Source organism: Enteractinococcus helveticum, assembly GCF_020742345.1.
In the GTDB taxonomy this organism is placed as follows: domain Bacteria; phylum Actinomycetota; class Actinomycetes; order Actinomycetales; family Micrococcaceae; genus Yaniella; species Yaniella helvetica_A.
Window position 1 is genome coordinate 1 of the sequence record NZ_DYXC01000051.1, and the last position, 24238, is coordinate 24238.

The following is a 24238-nucleotide window of genomic DNA, read 5'->3' on the forward strand; positions in this document are numbered from 1 at the left end:
GCATTTTGCTGCAGTCTCTCACTGAAGTGTGTCTCTAATTGTTGCGGTAATAGCCGCTGATACGCGATACCGTCGACGAAATCCTGAGAGTCAGCTAGCAGCGCCCCGGTGGTGATGGGCCAACCGATTCTCGTGACTGCCGACAGATCCCATCCGAGCTCTTCCAGCGCCAGCATGATGGAATGTGAACGCTGAGCATAGCCAGAGGGCGTATGCGGCAGCGAGTTCGTCAGGACATGTAAGACTCGCTCATTTCTCGGCTGATAATCGTCTACCGAACGCAGATGCGGCATTGCACCTTGGAAACTGTGGAGTTCAGATCTCCAACGTTCTACCGTTTTTCGTTCCCGCTGAGCGGTCTTCAAGAGTTCTACGGACCGTTCCATATCCCCGCGGGTCCATGACACCCAAGCGCGTGCCGCAACAAGGCCCCGGGTATTCGGTCGCACTCGATCAAGCAACCACTCAGCAGTCTCCAGGTCGCCAAGAGCAATAAAGACTCGAGCGTAGTCGATGATTTTCCGGTCGCTGCCACGTTTGCCAAGCAACGATCGCGCCTGTGATTTAAGTTCATCGGTTCGGCCCAACACTGCCTTACCAACGGCGGACACCGTGTCGAGTGGTCCACCGTTGACGTTCGATGCGGCTGTAGCTATTGGTTCACGCAGTCGCTGCGGCAAACGACGCAGGACCAGTAGGCCGAATAGCGCTCGATTATTTTTTAGGTGCTCTAACGCAGCCGTAGCCGAGATTGACGCTGCTGTTGAGGATCGTTTGAGGAAATTCGTCGTTGGTTTTGGTGGCAGTTTTCGTTTCAAGACTGAATCCAATTTCATTATTTGCGCCGTATCCGAGGCATGTTCAGCCACCCAGGTGGGGCCCGTTTCCTGTACAGGAGTCGAATATGGATCTTGAGCCAATTCTAGCCAGGTGTTAGCAAGTGACTGGAGGTTATCTTGCACAACCGCGTGCGTGCCAGACTCCCTCAATATTTCCGCGGCCTCACCACAGACGATTCCGGTGATGTGCTTGCCATAAGATAGCAGCTCGTAGGTCTTTGAAGGCACCGTATGAGCAAAGCTTGCCCAATCGGATCGTAGACTCACCATGCACGTATCCGCCCATTGGTATTGCTCAATTGTTTCGTGCCCGAAAGTTGGTTCCAACATTTCTACAGGATTATCCAGTGATTCGTTCAGATCCTGCAGGGCGGGTTTCTGTGTGCCATCGCCCACGAACCGGACACGAATATTCGGATTTTCGGCGCGTGCTATTTTTGCGGCTTTAATTAGAAGTTCTAACTGCTGGGATTCACCATGATTACCCAGATACAACACATTGAGTTCACCAGCGTTACGATCACGCGCTGGCAGCAGAGGAATGTTGTCTGTTTTGCGGCTATTGAAAATAACTTCAACCGGTGGCATATTACGTTGCTCTAAGGTTGCGGCAAAGCCCCGAGTAACGGCGATTAGTTGATCGGAAGAACGTTGAATGCGAGTGATGGCCTCGGCAACTAATGTGCCGAAGACTTTTCCGCCCGTTTCAGATTCAAAGATCAAATCAGGCCATGCGTCACGCATCTCAACCACGAACGGAACACGTTTCACCCAGGCAATGACTCTGCCCGCTACAAGATTGGGTAGTGCAGGCACCGTGGCAACAACAATATCCGCGTCTGAAAGTACAGAAAGAGGCACTGACATCACAGCGTGGACTACTGCTTTGGCTAATCTACCGCCTCTACTATCCGGCAGAAATCCAACGTCGGGTGTACGACGGATCCGCAGATGTGGTTCCCCATCTTGCGTGAGATCAACACACCGAGAGTCAGCCGGAGGTGTTAAGACTTCAACATTCCATCCGACAGCAGCCAGTCCTGCTAAGAACTTCTTCCATCGACGTTGTGGTGCAGTCGATTCAGGAGTATATGAATGGGTAACGAGCAGTAAGCGTCGATTCACTACAGAACTGCATCTTCCGGGATAATAGGCTCTTCTTCCAGCGGGGCTTCCTCGCTAGGTTCACCAGTACCTTCAGTACGTTCTTCTTCGAGACGCGATTCAAGCTCTTCAACGAATTGTGCCATCGTGCCCTCATCCATGGCTGTGCGCATCTCTGCCAAGCTTTCTTCGTCAGGCCATACCACCGATGCGCCCCCAGGGGTTGTCCCAGTTCCGCTATTCGGGATGGTGAAGCTCGTGATGGCCGAAGGTCGTAGCTTGTTCATGGACAGACCGTAATTGACGAGCGTTTCTGCATCGAGCGACTCATCCACGGTGAGGTACGGGGTGAAAGCACTGACCATACCGGAGATCTTCGTGGGGTTCGTTAACGTGGCGGAGTCGAGAACGCTAGTGGCGATACCTGTTAGGAACTTCTGTTGGTTCTTCACTCTCTGGTAGTCCCCATCGATAAAGGCTTTACGTTCTCGAACAAAGCGTAGGGCGTCGGTGCCCTCTAACCGAATTTTTCCTTCTGGGTAGTAGCTGGGGTTGACCTGGCCAGCAGAGAATGCCATATCATTATCGATCTCTACCCCACCAAGTGCAGTTGTGAGGTCTCGGAAGCCATCGAAATCAATGACCACCAAGTGGTCAATCTCTGCTCCGGTGAGACCTTCGATGGTTTTAATCGTCAGTGGGTAACCACCATAGGTCTGTGCAGAGTTAATCTTGGACATGCCCACATCAGGGACCTCAACCCACAGGTCGCGCATAATCGACATCACGTACATTTCTTCGCGTGATTCTGGAACATGTACTAGCATCATGGTGTCAGAACGTTGCTCTTCGGCCTCTTCGTCCTCCCGCGCATCTGATCCTAAGACCAGGATGTTCATTTCCCCATCGTCGAATGCAGCAGTATCCTGGTTGATACCCGTCTCCACAACTTCCCGGTTGGTATCAAAATCATCTGCCAATTGGGTAGTGAACTGTGAGGCCGCAAAAGCAGTCGAACCCATTACGAGGCCCACTGAACAAATAATAGACAGGGCTGCACCGCGCCGAGGTAAGCGAACGCGGCCGACACGCTTTGGTGCTGGCGGTTGGCGCATATGCAGGCAGCTTCTTTCTGATCGGATGCGTGGTTATAAATCTGTTATGGACGAGTATAGACGTTTTTACCACCGCGCACGGCGCGGTACGGGTTGACATTTCGGACAATAATGCGACGACCGGTTCATGAATTTCTGACGCACAATGAGCGTGTCATTGCCGTTTTCACGACAGACCAGGCACGGTTTGCCCGCTCTCCCATAGACGTTTAATGAACGATCAAAGTAGCCCGATTCTCCATTGACGTTCACATATAAAGCGTCGAAAGAGGTACCGCCCTGCGATAAGGCTAAACGCATGACCTGTTCAGCAGCTGTATAAACCCTGGATACTTCATTACGTGTCAAAGTCTCAGTTGGTCTGGCATAATGCAGTCGGGCACGAAATAATGCTTCGTCTGCGTAAATGTTGCCGATTCCAGAAGAAACTGTTTGATCAAGCAGCGCACGCTTGAGACTGGATTTTCTCTTGCGAAGCTGCCGGAAGATGGCTTCGGCGCTAAAGAGTGGGTCCAATGGATCTCGCCCAATATGTGCCACGGTCTCTGGAATGAGTTCTTCGGGATGATCCTCTGCGGGTAACAGCGTGTCGATATATAGGCCACCGAAAATTCGTTGATCGACGAACCGTAGTTCTTGTATGTCATCGTCTCGACAGATCGTGATGCGAATTTTCAGATGCTTCGGATCAGTGATGTCAGGGTCAGACACGAGAACTTGGCCAGACATGCCAAGATGAATGACTATCGCTCTATAGCCCTCATCAAGTGCGATCCACAGATACTTGCCTCGTCGATGGCTGGCTCCAAGTCGTTGGCCGACGAGACGAAAAATAAAATCCTCTGGACCATCGACGTGGCGACGCAGGCTGCGTTGGTCCAAGATTTCAACGGCGGTAACGTGAGCAGTACTAGCCCACTGTTGTACACCACGTCGGACGACTTCAACTTCAGGTAGTTCAGGCATTTAGGGTTGTTCAATGTCACTCAGGCTGTGCCAGGCGGCCAGGCGTTCTGCATCTTTTTTCGTTTTTGCTTGAGCGGTTGCGTAGGTCTTACCACCGACAACCAAGGTTGCGCGAAAGGTGCGATCGTGGTCTGGTCCGGTCCCTTCGATCCGATATTCGATGGGGCCAAGACCTTTTTTGTCCACGGCGATTTGCACTTGGGTTTTCCAGTCTTTCCCGGCTCCCATGATGTGCTCGTTGTCTAGCAATGGAATGACGTGCTGTTTAACGATGGTCCATGCACCATCAAATCCGGCGTGCAGATATGTCGCACCGATCAGTGCTTCGAATGTGTCTGCCAGGATCGAATCCTTATTGCCACCGTGCGTACGAATTTCCCCTGCACCTAGGAAGATGTAGGACCCAAGATCTATTCCACGTGCGACGTAGGCTAGTGCGAATGTGGAGACGATCGAAGCGCGCTTTTTAGCAAGTTCGTTTTCCGCTTCATCGCTAAACGTTTTGTACAGGTAATCGGTTACAAGAACCCCGAGCACTGCATCGCCGAGAAACTCAAGTCGCTCATTGGTGGGTAACCCGTCATGTTCAAACGCGTATGACCGGTGTGTTAAAGCAAGACGAAGCATCTCGGGGTCAAAGCTGACGCCGAGATGCTTCGATAAGTGTTCTATTGTGTTCTCAGCGGCCCACGAGATATTGGGCTTGGAATGTGCTGAGTTGGTCACTTTAGATGTCTGCGACTTTGCGGCCCTTGTATTCCATGAATAGTGGGGTGCCAGCTGAGTCGGATACGACGTGTGCCTGGTGTGGCAGACGGTATTCTACTTTGCCGTTTTCAACGACCTTGACAAGTTTAGGTGCGGTCGCTTTCCATTGTGCACGGCGTGAGCGCGTGTTGGAACGGGACATTTTCCGCTTTGGTACAGCCACAGTTATCTCTTTTCTTGTTGCTCTGAATTTTCAGATGAAGTTTCTTCGTTTACATTACCCGAAGCAAAATCAGCCAATGCAGCCCAACGTGGGTCTAGCTGTTCGTGGTGGTGATCGGGGCCGGCATCTTCGAGTCGGACTCCGCACTGATCACAGAGACCTTCACAGTCTGGTGAACACCGAGGTTGGAACGGTAATGAGGTTACCAGGGCATCACGCATAATTGGCTCAATATTGATCAAGCCGTGTTCCACGAGATGTTGTTCGTCTGATTCAAGCATCGGATCATGCTCGAATTGGAACAGTTCTTGGATGTCAATGGTGACGGTTTCGGTAATGGGGTCTAGACACCGGGAGCACTGACCTGTCAGTGTGCCCTCCACGGTCCCCGAGACCAAAATGCCTTCATGGACTGAATCGAGGCGAATATCCACCTGCATTGCTGAGTCTCGTTCAATTCCCAGAAGTGGAACTGAGAGTTCAGCTGGGGCCGGCCAGGATACTTCAACTTGTTCGGAAGCACCTGGTGCATCGATGAGATCAGTAATCGACAGAACCCATGGTTTTGTTTTATCAGGAGGTGTAACTCCTGATTGAATACTAATTTCTGACATGAGCTGCACCTCCTGGTTGCTCAAATAACGAGTCTATTATGTTACCGGTTAGACCGGATGAATGAATAATTAGCATCACTAAAATTCAGTCAAGGCCAGCCAGTAACTCTAGTCCAAAATGAAGTCAGGACAAAATTGGCAACCAAGGAATACAACGCCGATGCTTTTCTGATTATTCCAAGATACCTAAAACTCGCTCAAGAAGCCTATTTCAGACCAAAGCGCTGGGCGACAGCGTATGGAATGAATTCCGAGATATCCCCTTTGAACCCAACGATCTCTTTGACGAGCGTCGAGGAGACGTGTTGGTAACGAGCATCGGCTGGCAGGAATACGGTCTCAACGCCTGAGAGGTGACGATTGAAGGTGGCCATGGGCATCTCGTATTGGAGATCTCCCGAGTTACGTACCCCTTTGACCAGGGCTTGGGCGCCGTGTTCGCGTGCAAAATCGGCGATGAGTCCGCTGCCCATTGGTATCACGGTGACACCTTGGATGGCCCGAACGGTCTCGGTAATCATGTCCATACGTTCCTGCAGGCTGAACCGGTAGGTCTTTGCCGGATTATTCGATACAGCAACAACTACTTCGTCAAAAAGCGAGGCGGCTCTGATGATGATTTCGATGTGGCCATTGTGGACGGGGTCAAATGAACCGGGGCATACTGCACGTTGCATATGTGTCAATGTAGTCCATAACAATTTCGCCTGCTATGTTCGAACACCGACGTTACGCAAATAATTAGTAGCCTGTTCTTCGCACGAAGTAGACCTTGGCTTCGCCATATCGTCTGGCATCAACCACGTAGGTGTCACTGGGCCATTGTGGTTCATCAGATTTTGCTGCCCGCTCGAGCACGAACAGGCCATCATCCATCAGGGCGCGGAATGCTTGGGTGATGGTTCCCAGCAGTTGTTCTTCGTCGATGTCATAGGGCGGATCTGCCAGAATGACATCCCAACTGGATTCCGGGGTCATCTGCAAGAAGCGTTGAACCGGCATGTGGTTGATGTCCACGATCTGTTGGCCTACTGCCTTATTGACTATGGCAGCGTTTGCTTCAGCGACCAGTACGGCTGTCCGGGCGTTGTCGACACCGGTCACCTTGGTGGCTCCCCGCGAGGCCGCTTCAACAGCCAATCCACCAGAGCCTGTGTAGAGATCCAGCACCGCGTTGCCGGCAATCCAGTCTCGAGAATCCAGCCAGGAGAAGATAGCTTCTTTGGTGCGTTCGGTTGTGGGCCGGGTATTTGTTCCGGGCACAGATTTTAGGGGCAGTCCCCCAGCTTGTCCGGCGACAATCTTTGACATTGTTTAGTTCTTCTCGAGGTAGTCGGATGATTCTTCGTGAGCAGATTCCCAGGCTTCTACGGCAGCCACAAGTTGCGGATAGGCCGAAAGCTTCTCATCGATGTTGAGCGCTTGGTTGACCCAGTTTGCGGCGTCGTTGATGAGTTCGGCATGCTGGATGACCCGCAGGACTTTCAGCTGGCTAGCATAGCCGTGCTGGGCTGCGCCAAGCACGTCGCCTTCACCGCGCTGTTGCACATCGGCTTTGGCGATCTCAAAGCCATCCTCTGTGGACTCAATAATGGCCAGGCGATCTAACGAGGGGTGGTGGTCTGGTAGCCGGGTGGCCAAGAAGCATCGGGCAGCAGCTTCGCCACGTCCAACGCGCCCGCGGAGTTGGTGCAGGGTGGATAATCCAAAGTATTCGGGATCCAGAATCGCCATGACGGTGGCATTGGGGACATCCACCCCAACTTCGATGATGGTGGTGGCCACGAGGATGTCAATTTGGCGGGCCACGAACTCTCCCATGATCTCGTCTTGGGTTTGTTGGTCTTGGCGGCCGTGCAGGCTGTCAATCGTAGCACTGGCGAAGACGGGGATATTGCGTAGGGTTTCGGTAATTTCGACCACGTTGGCTGCGTGCGCATCTGAGGAGAGGTCGTCGGCGTCGTCATGACTTGCGGTGTCGGAGGGATCGATTTTGGGGCAGACCACAAAGGCTTGGCGTCCGGCGGCGATTTCTTCGGCTATGATTTCCCACACGCGCTGGATGATCCGGGGGCCGTGGGCCATGCGTGCCAGATAGGTGGTGACCGGTTTGCGTCCGGAGGGTAGTCCAGACAGCACGGTGACATCCAGGTCGCCGAAGACGGTCATGGCCACGGAGCGTGGGATCGGGGTGGCGGTCATGACCAGCATGTGTACTCCGGGGTTGGCTTGGCGCAGGGCTTCGCGCTGATCGACGCCAAAGCGGTGCTGTTCATCAATGACCACGAGTCCGAGGTCGGCAAAGTGTACGTTATCGGAGAAGATGGCGTGGGTTGCGATGACGATACCGGCCTGGCCGGTGGTGATTTTCAGGAGGGCTTGTTGTTTTTGTCCGGTGCTCATCGATCCGGTCAGGAGGACAACTTCGGTGGAGGGGCCTTGCCAGGAGGTGAGTTGCCCGGCGGTGGCCAGTGGGCCCAGCGTGTTGGTGATGGATCGGTAGTGTTGTCCGGCTAGGACCTCGGTTGGGGCGACCAGCACGGCCTGTGCTCCGGCATCGACCACCTGTGCCATGGCACGCAGGGCGACCAGGGTTTTGCCTGAGCCGACTTCCCCTTGCAGTAGGCGTGACATCGGGTGTTCGGAGTGCAGTTCGGCTGCGATCTCGGCGCCGGCTTCTTGCTGGCCAGCGGTGAGTTCGAATGGCAGTTGTGCGTCTAGATGGGCCAGAATGCCGTTGTCAACGGGCAGATATGCGGTGGCCGGGATGGTTGTCCGATGGCGCAGGCGGCGTCGCGCAAGCAGCGTTTGGAGGATGAGGGCTTCCTGGGCTGCAAAGCGTCGTCGGGCAGCAGCGGCCTGACTGAGGTTATCCGGGCGGTGGATGTGTTGATACGCCACCGTGAGGGCTGGCAGGTTCTGGTTGAGGTCTGTGAGGAAGTCTTGGGGCACCGGGTCGCTGATGGCCGCCCAGTTGATGGCGTCCAGGACCAGTTCGATGGCAGACCGGATGGTCCAGGAGGGTACGTTGGATTTTGCCGGGTAGACGGGGATGGGCGCCAGATCGGTGTGCGAGTGTTCGTGTTCTTCGGGTAGGACGGTGAAGTCGGGGTTGGTCAGGGTCAGTTGCCCACGGTAGGTGGAGGTTTTGCCGTGGAACATGGCCAGGGTGCCGGGGGTGAGTTGGTCTTTGGCGGCCCAGCCGTTGAAAAATGCCATGGACAGGGTACCGGGGAGGGCTGTGTCGGCGGCTTCGTCTGTGACAGTGACATCGACCAGGAAGCCTTTTCGGGCTCGCATTGGACGCTTTCTGGCCGTGAGCACTCGGGCGATGACGGTGACCTGCTCCCCCAGTGGGAGTTGGACGATGGGGGTCAGTTCGCCGCGTTCGATGTAGCGGCGTGGGAAGTAATTCAGAGCTTGGCCGGTGGTGGTGATCCCAAGGTGCTTTGCTAAGTGCTCGGCGGTTTTGTTTCCGAGCAACGGGGCAAGCGGCTGGTTGAAGGGGTCCACTACTTGGGGGCTTCTGTGGTTGCTTCTGTGACGGGGTGGCACTTGGCGTCGACGGTGGTGTTGCCGGCGTGCAGCGGGGTGATGGCCAGGTTTTCGGTCTCGCCCAGTGGGCGGATGAGTTTCATGGCGTCATCGGGTTCTGCTACGTGGACGTGGACGCGCCAGCGGATGGTGCCGTTATCGTCTTCGACGGTGTTGATCGGGCTCATGATCACCGAGTTGCCGACTTCGTTGAGTCCAATGCGCAGGGTGGCGGCGTCCAGTGGGGTCAGCTGCAGGGAGCACATGACCTCATAGGCTTCGGCGACCTGCATGTCCTGGTGGACGTGTGGGTGGGCGACGTGGAAGCCGTGGATGGATTCGAGGATTTCTGGGTCTAAGGATTCGCCTTGGACGGTGGCGCGCAGGGCGTCAAAGACTAAGAGCAGGCCGGTGGCGCCGGCGTCAACGACCTGGGCTTGAGAGAGTTCGGCCAGCTGGTTTTCGGTTTCTTCAACCGCCAACCACACGGTTTCCACAATGCGCGAGGTCATTTGGCCCAGGGTTTTGCGCGAGTTCTGTTGGTCTTCGGGCTGTTGGGTTATGGAGGCCCGGAAGTTTGCGGCCGTGGCAGCAGCGGTATCCAGGATGGTCAGCATGGTGCCTTCCTGGGGGTCCGACAGGGCGGCCCAGGCGGCGGCACTGGCACGCTGTAGGCCAAGGGCCAGCAGTGGTGCGGTCAGCCGGGTGGCTTTGGAAAGGGGTTCGGCTAGCGCGTTGAGCATCACCGCGATCAGGGTTCCGGAATTGCCTTGGGCATGGTCCAGGGCGGCGGTTGCTGCTGTTGTTAGGGCTATGCCAGCGCTGGCGTTGGCATCGACATCCTCAAGGGCACGGGTGGCGGCTGCCACGGTGTGATAGAGGTTAGAGCCGGTATCGCCGTCGGGAACGGGAAAAATATTGATCGCGTTGAGCCGGTCGGAGTTGTTGCCGAGGGCTGATTCGGCAAGCTTTAACCAATTGAAGATAAGCTTGGCTGACCCGTGGTCATGTTGAGCACTGGTACTTGGTGGTTGTTGCGTTACTTCAGTCATCATGGTTCATTTCGTGTAGGACCCATTCGAGGTCTACGTCACCTGCAACCATAGTATCGCGCTTGGCTGCTGTCACGTGGGCGCGCAGTACGAGAGGCTATCTTTCTTGACAGCCGCCAGGGGCGAAAACTGCCGGGAGCTGGTGGGTGAGTGTTCTAGTGTTAGTGGTATGTCGAAAATATCTCGTGTCATCCGTGGTGTCGCACTGGCCTCCGTTGCTGGTCTGGGTCTTACGGCTTGTACATCTCTTGTTGCCGGTATTGAGGTTGCCCCGGATGCCACGGATCCGCTGTGTGCTGAGGCCATGGTGGCCATGCCCGAGGAGATTGCCGGGCATGAGCGGCGTCGGACTGATTCGCAGTCGACGGCGGCCTGGGGGGATCCTGTGGTGGCAGTGTTCCGTTGTGGCGTCGAGGTGCCAGGCCCAACCACTGATGAGTGTGTTGGTGCCAATGGGGTGGATTGGGTTGTTCGCGAAGAGGGCAGCAATTGGCGGATTACCACCTATGGACGCGAACCGGCTATGGAAGTGCTCTTTGATGGTGAGCGGGTTTCCTCGTCGTCGATCATGGTGGACATTGGCAATGCGGTCGCACGGATTCCGGCCGAGGGTGGGTGCACCGATCCGGCCGATGCCGAAGTTATTCCGGGTGTGGATGACCTGGATGATCGTATTCCTGAGGGTGTTGCCCCACAGGCAGAGCAGTGAGGTTGGACTATTCTTGTTGGGCTAGGACAAGTAGGGTGTCGATGAGTTCCGGGTAGTCGATGCCGGTGCGCTGCCACATTTGTGGGTACATCGAGATCGGGGTGAATCCGGGCATCGTGTTAATTTCGTTGATGATTAACTCGTTGTCATGGGTGTAGAAAAAGTCTACGCGGGATAACCCCGATGCATCCACGGCTTGGAATGCGGTGACGGCTTGGGAGCGGACAAGCTCGGTGACGTCGTCGTCGAGTTCTGCCGGGCAGGACAGTTCAGCGCTGTGCTCAGATTGGTATTTTGAGGCGAAGTCGTAGAACTGGACGTCTTGATCGTCGTCGGTCACCACGATTTCGCCCGGATAGGATGCTTTGGGTGTGGCACCGTTGAGGCCATCGAGTACACCGCATTCAATTTCACGACCCAGGATGCCTTGTTCAACGACGACCTTGGTGTCGTATTGGCGGGCGTGTTCGATGGCTTGTTCTAATTCGGAGAGCATGGTGATGCGGGTGATGCCCAGCGAGGAGCCACCGCGTGCGGGTTTGACAAATAATGGCAGCTCGAGTTTGGCGATGTCTTGTAACACCGCGCTACGGTTTGCGTGCCAGTCGGCATTGGTCACGGTAACCCAGGGGCCGACACGCAGACCGGCGTGGCGGAAGGCGATCTTCATGAAGTGTTTATCCATCCCCACAGCAGAAGCCAGCACCCCGGCGCCGACGTAGGGCAGGTTGAGCGTTTCAAATAGGCCCTGAACTGTGCCGTCTTCACCGTTGGGACCGTGTAGTAGTGGGAAGGCGACGTCGATATCGGCTATCACGTTGCCTTTGACGTCGATCAGCTGGGTTGCGGAGTTGACCGAGCGCAGTGCCACCGGTGTGTCGGTGGCGGGGACTTCGGGTAGCTCGTCGGACAGCGCGGTGGTGTGTGTGGTTTCCACCGGGTGTTCGTTGATCAGTGTTGCCACCGACCAGTCGGCGTCATCAGGTTGGTGTGTACCGGCTAATACCCAGTCGCCATGGTGGTTGATGCCCACCGGAATGGGATGGTAGTGGTTGCGGTCCAGCGCGTTGAGAACACCCACGGCGGTCACAATGGACACGGGGTGTTCTGGGGATTGACCGCCAAAGAGAATAAGAACATTTTTGGTCACAGTCGTGCCTCCGGTTTCAGATCACGGCCGAGCAGCAGCTGGGCGATGTCGGTGATTTCGATGGTGCCGTTGACTACGGCGTTGACGGCTTCAGAGATTGGCATTTCGATACCGACCGAGTGTGCCAGCGCCACGACGGCGCTGACGGATTTAATACCTTCTGCGGTCTGGCGCATTTGGGCTACGACTTCATCGGTGGTGTGGCCTTGTCCGTAGAGCTTGCCTGCGGTGCGGTTGCGCGACAGCGGGGAGGCACAGGTGGCCACGAGGTCCCCCAGCCCGGCTAATCCAGCAAGGGTATCGGGGTGGGCGCCGAGTGCGGATGCCAGTCGGGTGGTTTCGGTCAGTCCGCGGGTAATGATCGAGGCTTTGGAATTATCACCAAAACCTTGTCCATCGGTAAGACCAACGGCCAGGGCGATAATGTTTTTGACGACGCCGCCGATTTCTACACCCACGACATCGGTGTTGCGATACGGGCGGAAGTAGGAGGAGGCGGTCATGGCCGCAACCCATTCGGCGGTTGGCTCGTATTCACAAGCCACTACGGTGGCGGTGGGTTCTTGGCGTGCGATTTCTTTGGCCAGGTTTGGGCCTGAGACGACCACGAATTGTTCGGGCGGCAGGTTGAGCTCTTCGGCAAAGACTTTGGACATCGTCGCCTGGGTGGAACGTTCTAAGCCTTTGATCAGTGAGACCAGGATGGCGTCGGAGTCGATGTGTTCAGCGACGTCGGCGATTGTCTGGCGAGCCTGTTGTGCTGGGACGGCTACGACAACCAGCTCGGCCCCGGTGACGGCCGCTACGGCGTCACCGGTTGCGGTGATGGATCCGGGGAGTTGAAGGTCGTCGAGGTATTCACTGTTGAGGTGGTTGGTGTTGATGTCTTCGACGATTTCTTGGCGGCGTGCCCATAAGCGAATATCGATGGCTTCGTCGCGTTCGGTTGCGGCGTCGGCTAAAACTTTGGCAAATGTCGTCCCCCACGACCCAGCACCAAGGATTGCCACAGTTACGTCATCGGTGGTCATCGGGACTCCTTAGCGTTTTTGTGCCGGGTTGTAGCGGGTGTCTGGTGGGGTTCCGCCGCGCAGCGGGGCCATCAGGTCGGTGATTTCTCCCATAACCTGTTCGGTGGCTGCGGCCAGATCCTTGGTTGTGGCATGCTCCATGGTACGCAACCAGTCAAGGTCGGATTCCGTGCCTACCCGGATGGCGGAGGTGTGCCGCGGGAAGACTTTGGGAAGCTTCGCCCCTTTGGGGAGGGTCTCGTGGACACCCCATTGTCCGACCGGGATCACCGGTGCGCCAGTGGACAGTGCCAGACGGATCATACCGAGCCTACCAACCATGGGCCACATATCCGGGTCTTTGGTGGTCGTGCCTTCCGGATAGATAATAATCACGCCGTGTTCGGCCAGCACTTCTTCGGCCATTTTCAACGAATCAATGCTGCGTCCGGCACGATCCACCGGGATCTGTTGCATCCAGGTGAGCGCTTTGCCGATCACCGGGGCCTCAAAGAGTTCCTTTTTAGCCAAGAAGTGCGGGATGCGCCCCGACGAGTACACCATGTGTGCCACATAGAGCGGGTCGAGATGTGAGATGTGGTTTGCTGCCAGGATCATGCCGCTTTCGGGCAGGTTTTCTTGGCCCTGCCAGTCGCGCCGCATCAGCATTATGTTCATGGGCAGCACGATAGATGCCGCGGTTGCGTAGACGGCACGCTGCCCCAGAGAGTAGGACACTGAGAGAGGTCTCCAGGAGTTATTTAACTTTGATAGGGATTTCGATATCTGCGCCGAGGCCTTCGAGTTTTTCGAAGAACTTCTCGTATCCGCGATTGATGACGTCAATACCGGTGGCGCGTGAGGTTCCCTTGGCAGCCAGTGCTGCCAGAACGTGGGAGAACCCACCTCGCAAATCAGGAATGGTGAAGTCGGTTCCGGTCAGTTCTGCTGGACCGGAGATCACAGCTGAGTGCAAGAAGTTACGCTGGCCGAAACGGCACGGCACCGACCCCAGGCATTCGCGGTGCAATTGGATAGAGGCGCCCATGCGAATCAGCGCGTCGGTGAAACCAAAGCGGTTTTCGTACACGGTCTCGTGCACGATGGACACGCCTTCGGCCTGGGTGAGCGCCACGACCAATGGTTGTTGCCAGTCGGTCATAAACCCTGGGTGCACATCGGTTTCTAGCACGAGCGGGTTGAGGTCTGCTCCCCCACGCCAGAATCGGATGCCACCATCGGATACTTCAAATTCCCCACCGATTTTGCGGTAGACGTTCAAAAACGCGGTCAGATCACGCTGAGTTGCTCCTTCAACGTAGATATCGCCGTTAGTGACCAGGGCCGCGGTGGCCCATGACGCGGTTTCGTTGCGGTCGTTGAGCGCGGTGTGGTTATAGCCTCCCAGTTCTGGAACGCCTTCAATACGGATGGTCCGGTCTGTCTGAACGGTGATGATCGCACCCATTTTTTGCAGCACGTGGATCAGATCATGGATCTCTGGTTCCACGGCGGCGCCTTTGAGCTCAGTGATACCATCAGCTTTCACTGCCGTCAGCAGCACTTGTTCGGTTGCTCCCACTGACGGGTAAGGCAACTCAAGTTTGGCGCCGGTCAGACGGTACGGGGCACGAATATAGGTTCCGCCGGGTTCTTTGGAGACTTCTGCACCAAATTGACGCAGGACATCCAGGTGGTAATCGATGGGACGGTCACCAATTTTGCACCCCCCGAGGTCGGGAATAAATGCGCCACCAATGGTGTGCATTAGCGGACCACAAAAGAGAATCGGGATGCGTGAGTCTCCGGCAAAAGCATCAATTTCCGCATTATTGGCGGTTTTGAGCCCGGATGGATCCATGTAAATCTCGCCGGCCTCTTGGTTGTGCTCAACAATGACCCCGTGTAACCGGAGCAACCCGGTCACGACTTCGACGTCCTTGATTTCTGGGACATTGCGGATCACCGATGGTTTGGAGCCAAGTAAGGCGGCGACCATCGCTTTGGGAACCAGGTTTTTGGCACCGCGCACGGCCACTGACCCCTTGAGAGGTTTTCCTCCGTGAATGGTCAACACGTTAGACATATATGCTTCTACCCTCCATACCTCGTAACACGAGGTTGCTCGCAAACCACCGGTGGTGCGCTCAAATTGTTGGCAACGCTCTACATTGTAAGCGACGAAGCCTAAACCTCTGAAAGTTTGGCCGGGAGCGTTTTGGGTTTGAAGCTTGGCCGGGTCTTTTCAAACTCGGTGATCTCTGCTTCGTTTCGCAGGGTCAGACCGATGTCGTCGAGTCCTTCCATCAGCCGCCAGCGGGTGTAGTCGTCAATCTGGAAACGGGTCGAAATTGATCCACATTCAATCAGTCGATTTTCCAGGTCCACCGTAATTTCAGCACCCGGATTATTTTCCAGTTCTTTCCAGATGACTTCGACATCTGCCTGGTCGACTTGGGCAGCCACCAAACCCTGTTTGCCGGAGTTGGAACGGAAAATATCACCGAAGCGAGCTGAGATAACCGCTTTGAAACCATAGTCGCGCAGCGCCCAGACCGCGTGCTCACGGGAAGACCCGGTACCAAAATCCGGGCCGGCAACTAACACAGTGCCCTGGGAGTACGGTTCTTTATTCAAAATGAAATCTTCATCGTTACGCCAGCGGGAGAACAACGCGTCGTCAAAACCGGTCTTGGTGATGCGTTTGAGGAAGTGTGCCGGGATGATCTGGTCGGTATCAACGTTGGATGCGCGAAGTGGAACGCCCACACCTGTGTGCGTTACGAATTTTTCCAATGACATAGAATTGTGCCTCTTTCGTATCGTGGGTGCAGGTTAGTTCGGTGCAACGATGTAGTCGGTGATGCCCAGGTCCGATGGGGACGACAGCGTACCGCGCACCGCGGTGGCAGCTGCGACCACCGGGGAGACTAGGTGGGTGCGACCACCTTTACCCTGGCGACCTTCGAAGTTGCGGTTCGAGGTCGAGGCGGCGCGTTCGCCTGGCTCCAGTTGGTCCGGGTTCATCCCCAAGCACATCGAGCAGCCCGCAAAACGCCAGTCTGCGCCAAATTCCTTGAAGATTTTATCCAGGCCTTCTTCTTCGGCCTGCAAACGGACCTGCATCGAACCGGGCACGACCATCATGCGAACGTTTTCGGCTTTTTCGCGGCCCTGAATGACAGCGGCTGCCATGCGTAAGTCTTCGATACGGGCATTAGTGCACGAACCCAAGAACACCGTATCGACGGTGATATCTTTCATCGGGGTACCGGCTTCCAAGCCCATGTATTCCAGTGCACGTTCTGCAGCAGTCTTATCCGATGGATCATCGAAATCTTCTGGTCCAGGTACCGTTTCTGACAGGAATACCCCCTGGCCAGGGTTGGTGCCCCAAGTAACGAATGGTTCCAGTTCATCGGCGTCGATGGTGATCTCCGCGTCGAATTGTGCACCATCATCGGTGCGCAGGGACTTCCAGTACTCTACGGCGTCGTCCCAGTCCTGACCTTGGGGCGAGTGTGGGCGACCCTTGAGGTATTCGAAGGTGGTTTCATCCGGTGCGATCATGCCGGCGCGCGCACCTGCTTCGATGGACATGTTACAGATCGTCATGCGCGCTTCCATCGACAGCGCTTCGATAGCCTCGCCGCGGTATTCCAGCACGTACCCCTGACCACCACCGGTACCGATCTTGGCGATCACAGCCAAGATAATGTCCTTGGAGGAAACTCCTGGTTTCAGCGTACCGGTGACATTGATGGCCATGGTTTTAAATGGCATCATCGGCAGCGTTTGGGTGGCTAACACGTGTTCTACTTCTGAGGTGCCAATGCCAAAGGCCAGTGCACCGAAGGCCCCGTGAGTGGAGGTATGCGAGTCTCCACATACAACGGTGGTCCCTGGTTGGGTCAACCCGAGCTGTGGACCAACAACGTGCACGATGCCCTGTTCTGCGTCACCCAGCGAATGCAAGCGAATGCCAAATTCTTCGGCATTGGTTCGCAGTGCGTCAACCTGTTTGCGTGAGGTTGGTTCGGCGATCATCTCGTTGATGTTCATGGTTGGGACGTTGTGGTCTTCAACGCCAATGGTTAGATCGGGGCGGCGCACGGGGCGGCCAGCCAAACGCAGACCTTCAAAGGCCTGCGGGGAAGTTACCTCATGCACCATGTGTAGGTCGATGTAGAGCAGGTCAGGGGTCTGGACGTCGCCCTGTTTTTCTCCTTCAACGACAATGTGGTCTGCCCACACTTTTTCTGCCAAAGTTCGTGGCGTACTCATGGAGGTGTTCCTACTTTCTTCCGATCAAAAAGTCCTCGTGCTGTTAATCTCGCACTTGAAGGAATAATTTGCCAAGGAGACGTCAAGTGTGTCTCAATAGATGAGACGACGATATCATAGTTTGAACTATTTGGCAGATTGGCTGAGGTGCCGGCATGGACAATCCATCAGGTGTTGGAGTGATTGATCGCTCGATAAAAATTCTCACGCGGCTCGAGGAAGGACCCGCCACGCTGTTGGAATTAGTGGAGGCGACCGGTATTGCCCGGCCCACGGTGCACCGGCTGGCTGCCGCACTGATTCATCACCGCATTGTCGCCCGGGATGAAATGTCACGCTATGTCTTAGGCAAACGCCTCAGTGAGCTCGCCACCGCCGCTGGCACAGATCGTTTGACAACCCTGGCCGAGCCAGTGTTGAACTGGTTGCGAGAAACCACCGGAGAGTCCGCTCAGATCTTCCGCGCCTACGGCCAAAGCCGCGTCTGTGTGGCCTCGGTTGAACGGCCCATCGGCCTGCGTGACTCGATCCCGGTGGGAACCGAGTTTTCGATGAAGGCAGGCTCGGCTGCTCAGGTGTTGCTCGCCTGGCAGGATCACCTCTCACTGGCCGGTGGCCTCCAAGAGGCGGCATTTTCTTCTGCGACCCTGGCTTCGGTGCGTCGTCGCGGCTGGGCGCAATCGGTCGGCGAGCGCGAAGCCGGGGTGGCTTCCGTGTCTGCTCCGGTGCGCAATGGGCAGGGCCCGGTCATTGCTGCGATCTCAATTTCTGGACCGGTGGAACGTCTCACCCGCAATCCTGGCCGCTACCACGGCTCCACAGTCGTCACTGCAGCCAATCGGCTGAGCAAGATCATCGAGTACGAGGGCTAGAAGTGATCCCAGCCGGTGATCTCAGGGCGCTGTTGGGGTTCATTAGTCAATTGGCCAATGATCTCCCATCCTGCTGGCAGGTCACGTTCGGGATTCAGCACAGCTAAGAGTCCGTAATCCTCTCCCCCGGTAAGCACCCATTGGGTCGCATCGGCGTCATAGCGATCGGCTATTGATTGCACCCGTGCGGATTTGTGTGCCACCCAGTCTGGATCGATGTGGGCATACAGGTTATTGGCTGTTGCTAGCCGGTCGGCGTCAGTATAAATGCTGTCGGAGACGTCCATCATTGCCGAGACGATTCCAGCTACCTGTGGTCCTTGGTCTAGTGGCGGACGTGGGCGCAGGAAGAGGCGCAGCGCTTGGAGCTCATCGCGTCGCAGCTGGTTGCGGTCCCCCTGGGATGCGACCATAAATCCGGCGTGAGACATTCCCACATTGCCGGTATGAATCAGCTGAAAGCCTGCCAGATCCTCGGAGGCGGTTCGCAGCACCGGATCAGCCACAAGGTTGGCGGTTGCGGTGATCGCTGTGGCGAGCGTGTCGGCCCGGGTGAGATCTCCGCCCGAGATCACCGTCTGTGGTGCACCCAGCCAATGGCAGGCATTGGCAATTCCCCGGCCAAAATGGAACACCCACGCTGCAGGCGTGGTGGTTGGCATGGCTAAAGACACACTGACAGATGAAGTCACCGCACCCATGGCGTTCATATCAGAGAGGTTTTGTGCGGCAAGTTTCCAGCCGGTGGAATACCCATTGTCGGTAACGCCCGAGGGCCAGTCGCGTAAGAAATGATGGCCTTCGTTCATGGCGTCGGTGGCGATGACGAATTTGCCGCCGGGTGCGGGGATGACGGCGGCGTCGTCGCCTGGTCCGATCACGCCCTCACCGGTGGTGAGGCCCTGATAGCTGGTATGCAGTAGCTGTAGGATGCCGGCCTCGCCGAGTTCTCCGACGGTGGTGTGGTGCTCCGGTGATAAACGCATGTGTTCTAGGGTACTCAACCTTGTTGTGCAGGTAGTTGCTGGCACGCTGCGTCAAAGAACTCAATGGTGACACGTTAGATCCCACCTGCATCAGCCTGGATACGGTGACTGAGCTGGAGCGCTCGTCACTAGTGGATGTGGGACTGTGGCTGTTGCATGACCAGCCGGTGACCGGGCATGTTGAGAGTAGAAGTGGTGCGTTGCGTTAATCAGCTTCTCGCGACACCGGATGATCCTGGGGTTTGTCGCAACCATGAGCTAGATACCAAGCTCGTTCGTCGTGGATAACATATAAGCGGGATATCCTCGGACAGATACTGTAGGTATCGCAAGTACGGCGTGCGATACCTACTGTTGAGAAAGTTGTGAAATGCTTGTGCATCACACCTCCCCGAAGGTCGCACTCAGGCCCGTATTTTACCCCCTATATGTGGCAGCACGAAGCGCTTGTCTGGGAATACCTCGAGAATGTCCCGTGACGTCGATGCTTATACGGTTTGAGGATAACTTTACCTCTAGGGGCAGTGCGCACAACGAATGAGAATCAGCAGATACAAAAACGACATGCATCGCGATAATGCATGTCGTCTATATTGTGACCCCAACGGGATTCGAACCCGTGCTACCGCCGTGAGAGGGCGGCGTACTAGGCCGCTATACGATGGGGCCATGCCACCAGAGGCAGCAGGTAATTTCTTTTCAAAGAAATCGCTGGGGTACCAGGACTCGAACCTAGAATGACGGTACCAGAAACCGTTGTGTTGCCAATTACACCATACCCCATTGGCTTCGCTGCGGCGTGCGCAACGAGAGACAACTTTACCCTAAATTTCCCTGTTGTCAAAACACAGGGAGGGAATGTGCAGAACATCACTGAGCGACGCCACTTTATACACTCGTTCCGGATTTGTCCGCGTATTATCGCGGTCGACCAGTAGTGAAATGAGTCCGGCATTCCGGGCTCCCAGACCGTCGTTGATAACGTCGTCGCCGATCATCAACGTGTTTTGTGGGTCGGTGCCCAGCTGCCGAGCACCTTCTAGAAACATCGACGCGTGCGGCTTGGGTTTACCAGTCACATCTGTCCCGATCACCAGGTCGAAGGGTAGTCCAGCTTGTTCGAGTTTGTGTGCCTGATAGTCCGTGACGTTATTGGTGGCGGCACCGTAAGCAATCCCACGATCCGTCAGGCTCTCTAATAGCGGTGGAACGTCGTCAAAGGGCTTCCAGTGTTGTGAGACGATGTCCTCGTAGCCCACGATCCAGAGTTCTTCGTCCGGTTCACCGTCAAGTTGCAGGATCTCCATCGCGTCGACGACGCGAGCCATGCGTTGCTCGCCGAAACTCAACTTCCCGTTGATATAGGAGTTGTAGTAGTCCTTTGGGTCATGGACAAAGGCTTCCGCGGCCACAGCCATGGCAGGATGTGACGACACCCGGTCACCGAACTGGGTGGTCAGCTGTTGCCGGAAGGCAATGTGCTGTGCTCCGGTCAGGTTGACCAGGGTGTCATCGACATCGAATAAAACTGATTGGACTAAGATTGTGTTGCCTTAAATTGACTGATGCGTTCTATGGCTTTTTCGCGTCCCAGGATAACCAGTGATTCGAATAATGGCGGGGACACCCGACGTCCGGAGACGGCGGTACGGACCGGTCCAAAGGCATGGCGTGGTTTCAATTCCAGCTCATCGATCAGTGCGCTACGCAGGGCGCTTTCGATGGATTCCAGATCCCAGGTTTCCAGATCGGCCAGTACGTTCTCGGCAGCAGTGAGGACCTCCACCAGGTTTTGTGGCATACCCTTCATAGCGCCCTGTTCGATTTCCACGGTATCGGTGAACAGGAAGGCTAGCATGTCTGCGGCTTCGCCCAGCAGGTGGACGCGTTCTTGAACAAGTGGTGCGGCCTGGGTGAGGATCTCGTGTTCCCGCTCGGTGAGCTGCTCGCCGACCAGGTCACGGTCTTGCAGGTATGGGATGAGACGATCCCGGAAGTCCTGGGCTTCCAGCTTGCGGATGTGGGTACCGTTGATCGCGATGGCCTTTTTCTCATCAAAACGCGCCGGATTGGCCAGCACGTTGTGAATGTCGAAGTGTGCCACGAACTCATCCGGCGTGAAGATATCTTCGTCGGCCGACAGCGACCAGCCCAGCAGGGCCAAGTAGTTCAGTAGGCCTTCACGAATGAAGCCATTTTCGCGGTGGTGAAAGAGACTGGATTGTGGGTCGCGCTTGGAAAGTTTCTTATTGCCCTGCCCCATCACATAGGGCAGGTGACCAAATTCTGGCTGGTACTTGGCGACACCGATCGCATACAGCGCGCCGTACAGGGCGATCTGACGTGGGGTCGAGGACAAGAGGTCTTCACCACGCAGCACGTGGGTGACTCCCATCAGTGCGTCGTCCACTGGGTTGACCAGGGTGTATAGCGGGGAGCCGTCGGCACGGACCACAACGAAGTCGGCAACCGAACCAGCGCTGAAGGTGATGGGGCCACGCACCGTGTCGTTAAAGGAGAGGTCGTGGTCTGGCATACGCAGACGCCAGACGGGCTGGCGACCTTCGGCTTCAAAGGCTGCGATTTGTTCTTCGGTCAGGTGACGGTCGTAGCCGTCGTAGCCGAGTTTTATGTCGCGTCCGGCGGCTTTGTGGCGTGCTTCGGTTTCTTCTGCGGTGGTGAACGACGGGTAGATGAATCCGCCGTCTTTAAGTTTTTGGATGACGTCCTGGTAGATCTCACCGCGTTGGGACTGGCGGTATGGTTCGTGTGGTCCGCCGACTTCGACCCCTTCGTCCCAGGTGATGCCCATCCAGTCCATGGCATCGAGGAGTTGCTGGTAGGACTCTTCGGAGTCTCGTTTGGCGTCGGTGTCTTCAACACGGAAGATCATTTTGCCGCCGGTGTGGCGGGCCCAGCCCCAGTTGAATAGGGCGGTACGGATCAGTCCAACGTGCGGAGTGCCGGTTGGTGAGGGCGCAAAGCGCACCCGCACCTCGGCATCGGCTGGGACAGCTGGAATATCGTCAGGATTACGAAGCTCGCTCATGATTGCCAAGTGTAGCGCGCCTTGTTCTCCACCTGTGTCCGCGTGACCGTGTTTCTAGCGGTTAGCCAACCGTGGGACGGCGCACAGTAGTTGATAGTGTGCCAATGTCTTGGATTTCACATTCCACGGTTTGTCCGTCGTAGATGGTGCCCACACCGGCAGGGGTGCCGGTTAGGATGACGTCGCCGGGGAGCAGGGTGAAGGCCTCGGAGATGTACGACACCAGGGTGCGCACATCAAAGATCATGTCCTGGGTGTTGCCATTCTGGCGCAGCTCGCCGTCAACCCAGGAGCGGATTTGCACATTATCAGGGTCCAGTTCGGTTTCGATCCACGGGCCTAACGGGCACGATCCGTCGAAACCTTTGGCGCGCGCCCACTGGTCCTCGACGCGCTGAACGTCGCGTGCTGTGAGATCATTGCCTACGGTGTAGCCAAAGATGACTTCATCTACCCGGTCAATTGGCACATCTTTGGCAATACGGCCAATGATAACGGCCAGTTCTGCCTCGTAGGAGACTTCTTCAGTCCAATCGGGCAGCATGACTGGTTCGTCCGTGCCCACCACGGAGGTATTGGGTTTGAAGAACAGCAGTGGTGAGGTGGGTACCTCGTTGCCGAGTTCCTCGGCGTGGGCCTGCCAGTTACGGCCTACACCAACCACTTTGGAGCGCGGCAGGATCGGGGTCACCAGGCGCACGTCGTCGAATTTCAGGGTCTGTGTTGTGGGCACAATGCCGGCATACATTGGGTCATTGGCTAACACGGTGATCGTGTCATTTTCGACCACCCCGTAGTGGAAATCATCACGGTGAACAAAACGTGCAATGCGCAAGGTATCTTCTCCCCTATCTCAGCGTATGGCGACTTAGGCTAGGCGGTGCATCCAACCGTAAGTGTCTTTTTCGTGACCGGTCTGAATACCGACCAGTCGATTGCGCAGGGCGGTGGCAACCGGGAAGTCGGTGGATGGGGTGGTGTGAACTTCTTCGCGGTCAGCTACCTGGCCGATGGGGGTGATTACGGCAGCGGTACCGCAGGCAAAGACTTCTTGGATGTCGCCAGAGGCCACGCCGTCTTTCCATTCTTTGAAGGTGATGCTGCGTTCTTGGACGTCTAGGCCTTCGTCTTGACCCAGTTGCAGGATCGAATCGCGGGTAATGCCTTCCAGAATGGTTCCGGTCAGCTTCGGGGTGATAAGTTTATTGTCTTTGGTGACAAAGAAGACGTTCATGCCCCCGAGTTCTTCCAGTGAATCCTCAGGGCTGCGATCCAGGAAGATGACCTGGTCGTGGCCACGGGATGCGCCTTGGAGCTGGGCGGCCAGGGAGGCGGCGTAATTGCCACCGAATTTGGCGGCACCGGTTCCACCTTCACCGGCACGGGCAAAGTCGCGTGAGACCCAGATGCTGACTGGTTTTAGTTCGCCACCAAAGTAGTTGCCTGCCGGTGAGGCAATCACGTGGAAGTTGAACTTGCGCGCCGGGCGGACACCGAGGAATTCCTCGGTGGCGATCATAAACGGACGTAAGTACAACGATTGGCCTTCACCGTTGGGCACCCATGCGCTGTCGCGAACCAGAAGCTCTTCTAGTGCTTTGACGAAGGCTTCTTCTGGTAGCTGCGGCATGGCCATACGGTGGGCCGATCGGTTCATGCGCGCTGCATTCTTATATGGGCGGAACGTCCAGACGGAGCCATCATCGTGGCGGTAGGCTTTGAGACCTTCAAAGATTTCCTGGGCGTAATGCAGCACGGCAGCCGCAGGGCTCAGCGACAGTGGACCGAATGGTTCAATACGAGCATTGGACCAGTTCCCGACCATGTTGAGGTATTCACCGGCCTCAAATGCTTTGTTTTGGCCTTCGACATCGGCGGTCCATTCAATGGTCACCATATGATCGGTGAAGTACTGCCCAAATCCTGGATCGGCTAGCACTTTCGCGCGGTCTGCCTCTGTCAGTGGATTCGGATTGGCTTGGTACTGAAATTCCATGATTGACCTTTCTGCCGGCCCTGCCGG

The 24238-nt window shown here is 56.1% G+C and carries 23 protein-coding genes and 2 tRNA genes; 2 read left to right on the top strand and 23 right to left on the bottom strand.

The window, feature by feature from the left end; genetic code table 11:
• The 10 genes from K8V32_RS03765 to K8V32_RS03810 form a co-directional block, all read right to left on the bottom strand.
• Positions 1-1964, bottom strand: a 1964-nt coding sequence (locus K8V32_RS03765; RefSeq protein ID WP_303903102.1) for a glycosyltransferase family 4 protein, incomplete at its 3' end; no start/stop codon positions are given.
• Positions 1964-3058, bottom strand: coding sequence for an LCP family protein (locus K8V32_RS03770; protein WP_303903105.1), 1095 nt, complete (start codon positions 3056-3058; stop codon positions 1964-1966). The genes K8V32_RS03765 and K8V32_RS03770, both read right to left, overlap by 1 nt.
• Positions 3059-3124: 66 nt before the next feature.
• Positions 3125-4024 (bottom strand): bifunctional DNA-formamidopyrimidine glycosylase/DNA-(apurinic or apyrimidinic site) lyase, encoded by a 900-nt coding sequence (mutM, locus tag K8V32_RS03775; RefSeq protein WP_303903106.1) that lies wholly within the window; start codon positions 4022-4024, stop codon positions 3125-3127.
• Positions 4025-4750: a ribonuclease III gene (gene rnc / locus K8V32_RS03780; protein WP_303903109.1), complete on the bottom strand. Its 726-nt coding sequence runs from the start codon at positions 4748-4750 to the stop codon at positions 4025-4027.
• 1 nt (position 4751) lies between these two features.
• Positions 4752-4955, bottom strand: a complete 204-nt coding sequence (gene rpmF / locus K8V32_RS03785; RefSeq protein ID WP_043055764.1) for a 50S ribosomal protein L32 — start codon at positions 4953-4955, stop codon at positions 4752-4754.
• Between the two features lie 2 nt (positions 4956-4957).
• Positions 4958-5569: a YceD family protein gene (locus K8V32_RS03790; RefSeq protein WP_303903116.1), complete on the bottom strand. Its 612-nt coding sequence runs from the start codon at positions 5567-5569 to the stop codon at positions 4958-4960.
• A 206-nt stretch (positions 5570-5775) separates the two neighbouring features.
• Complete coding sequence (gene coaD / locus K8V32_RS03795; RefSeq protein ID WP_043055766.1) at positions 5776-6246, bottom strand: pantetheine-phosphate adenylyltransferase; 471 nt, start codon at positions 6244-6246, stop codon at positions 5776-5778.
• A gap of 64 nt (positions 6247-6310) precedes the next feature.
• A complete protein-coding gene (locus tag K8V32_RS03800; protein ID WP_303903121.1) occupies positions 6311-6880 on the bottom strand; it encodes an RsmD family RNA methyltransferase in 570 nt (189 codons plus the stop codon).
• A gap of 3 nt (positions 6881-6883) precedes the next feature.
• Positions 6884-9082, bottom strand: coding sequence for an ATP-dependent DNA helicase RecG (locus K8V32_RS03805; RefSeq protein WP_303903124.1), 2199 nt, complete (start codon positions 9080-9082; stop codon positions 6884-6886).
• Positions 9082-10158 carry a DAK2 domain-containing protein gene (locus K8V32_RS03810; RefSeq protein WP_303903127.1) on the bottom strand — a complete coding sequence of 359 codons (1077 nt, stop codon included), beginning with the start codon at positions 10156-10158 and terminating at the stop codon, positions 9082-9084. The genes K8V32_RS03805 and K8V32_RS03810 overlap by 1 nt, the downstream gene beginning before the upstream one ends.
• 166 nt (positions 10159-10324) lie before the next feature.
• On the opposite strand from K8V32_RS03810, the gene K8V32_RS03815 reads away from it, so the two are divergent.
• Entirely contained in the window at positions 10325-10864 is a 540-nt protein-coding gene (locus tag K8V32_RS03815; protein WP_303903130.1) for a DUF3515 family protein, read from the top strand.
• Positions 10865-10871: 7 nt separating this feature from the next.
• On the opposite strand, the gene K8V32_RS03820 is transcribed toward K8V32_RS03815, so the two are convergent.
• From K8V32_RS03820 to leuC, 6 genes are all read right to left on the bottom strand, one after another.
• Positions 10872-12014, bottom strand: coding sequence for a D-alanine--D-alanine ligase family protein (locus tag K8V32_RS03820; protein WP_303903133.1), 1143 nt, complete (start codon positions 12012-12014; stop codon positions 10872-10874).
• A complete protein-coding gene (locus K8V32_RS03825) occupies positions 12011-13045 on the bottom strand; it encodes an NAD(P)H-dependent glycerol-3-phosphate dehydrogenase (protein WP_303903136.1) in 1035 nt (344 codons plus the stop codon). The genes K8V32_RS03820 and K8V32_RS03825 overlap by 4 nt, the downstream gene beginning before the upstream one ends.
• A gap of 9 nt (positions 13046-13054) precedes the next feature.
• Entirely contained in the window at positions 13055-13762 is a 708-nt protein-coding gene (locus K8V32_RS03830; protein WP_303903139.1) for a lysophospholipid acyltransferase family protein, read from the bottom strand.
• A 19-nt stretch (positions 13763-13781) separates the two neighbouring features.
• On the bottom strand, positions 13782-15110 hold the full coding sequence (gene murA, locus K8V32_RS03835) for a UDP-N-acetylglucosamine 1-carboxyvinyltransferase (RefSeq protein ID WP_303903142.1): 1329 nt from the start codon (positions 15108-15110) through the stop codon (positions 13782-13784).
• A gap of 101 nt (positions 15111-15211) precedes the next feature.
• Entirely contained in the window at positions 15212-15820 is a 609-nt protein-coding gene (gene leuD / locus K8V32_RS03840; protein ID WP_303903160.1) for a 3-isopropylmalate dehydratase small subunit, read from the bottom strand.
• A gap of 39 nt (positions 15821-15859) precedes the next feature.
• Positions 15860-17308, bottom strand: coding sequence for a 3-isopropylmalate dehydratase large subunit (leuC, locus tag K8V32_RS03845; RefSeq protein ID WP_303903145.1), 1449 nt, complete (start codon positions 17306-17308; stop codon positions 15860-15862).
• Between the two features lie 155 nt (positions 17309-17463).
• Here leuC and K8V32_RS03850 point away from each other — a divergent pair, with 155 nt between their 5' ends.
• Positions 17464-18180, top strand: coding sequence for an IclR family transcriptional regulator (locus K8V32_RS03850; protein WP_303903148.1), 717 nt, complete (start codon positions 17464-17466; stop codon positions 18178-18180).
• Here the strand turns inward: K8V32_RS03850 and K8V32_RS03855 are convergent.
• The 7 genes from K8V32_RS03855 to K8V32_RS03885 form a co-directional block, all read right to left on the bottom strand.
• Positions 18177-19166 carry a thiamine-phosphate kinase gene (locus tag K8V32_RS03855; protein ID WP_303903152.1) on the bottom strand — a complete coding sequence of 330 codons (990 nt, stop codon included), beginning with the start codon at positions 19164-19166 and terminating at the stop codon, positions 18177-18179. The genes K8V32_RS03850 and K8V32_RS03855 overlap by 4 nt on opposite strands.
• Before the next feature lie 596 nt (positions 19167-19762).
• Positions 19763-19835: transfer RNA gene (locus K8V32_RS03860), tRNA-Glu, on the bottom strand.
• Positions 19836-19877: 42 nt separating this feature from the next.
• A tRNA-Gln gene (locus K8V32_RS03865) sits at positions 19878-19949 on the bottom strand.
• Between the two features lie 41 nt (positions 19950-19990).
• Positions 19991-20710 (bottom strand): HAD family hydrolase, encoded by a 720-nt coding sequence (locus K8V32_RS03870; protein WP_303903163.1) that lies wholly within the window; start codon positions 20708-20710, stop codon positions 19991-19993.
• Positions 20704-22215 (bottom strand): glutamate--tRNA ligase, encoded by a 1512-nt coding sequence (gene gltX / locus K8V32_RS03875; RefSeq protein WP_303903154.1) that lies wholly within the window; start codon positions 22213-22215, stop codon positions 20704-20706. Before gltX ends, K8V32_RS03870 begins: the two co-directional genes overlap by 7 nt.
• A 61-nt stretch (positions 22216-22276) precedes the next feature.
• Positions 22277-23050, bottom strand: coding sequence for a fumarylacetoacetate hydrolase family protein (locus K8V32_RS03880; protein ID WP_303903157.1), 774 nt, complete (start codon positions 23048-23050; stop codon positions 22277-22279).
• A 33-nt stretch (positions 23051-23083) separates the two neighbouring features.
• On the bottom strand, positions 23084-24211 hold the full coding sequence (locus K8V32_RS03885) for a branched-chain amino acid aminotransferase (RefSeq protein WP_303903167.1): 1128 nt from the start codon (positions 24209-24211) through the stop codon (positions 23084-23086).
• Between the last annotated feature and the right edge of the window lie 27 nt (positions 24212-24238).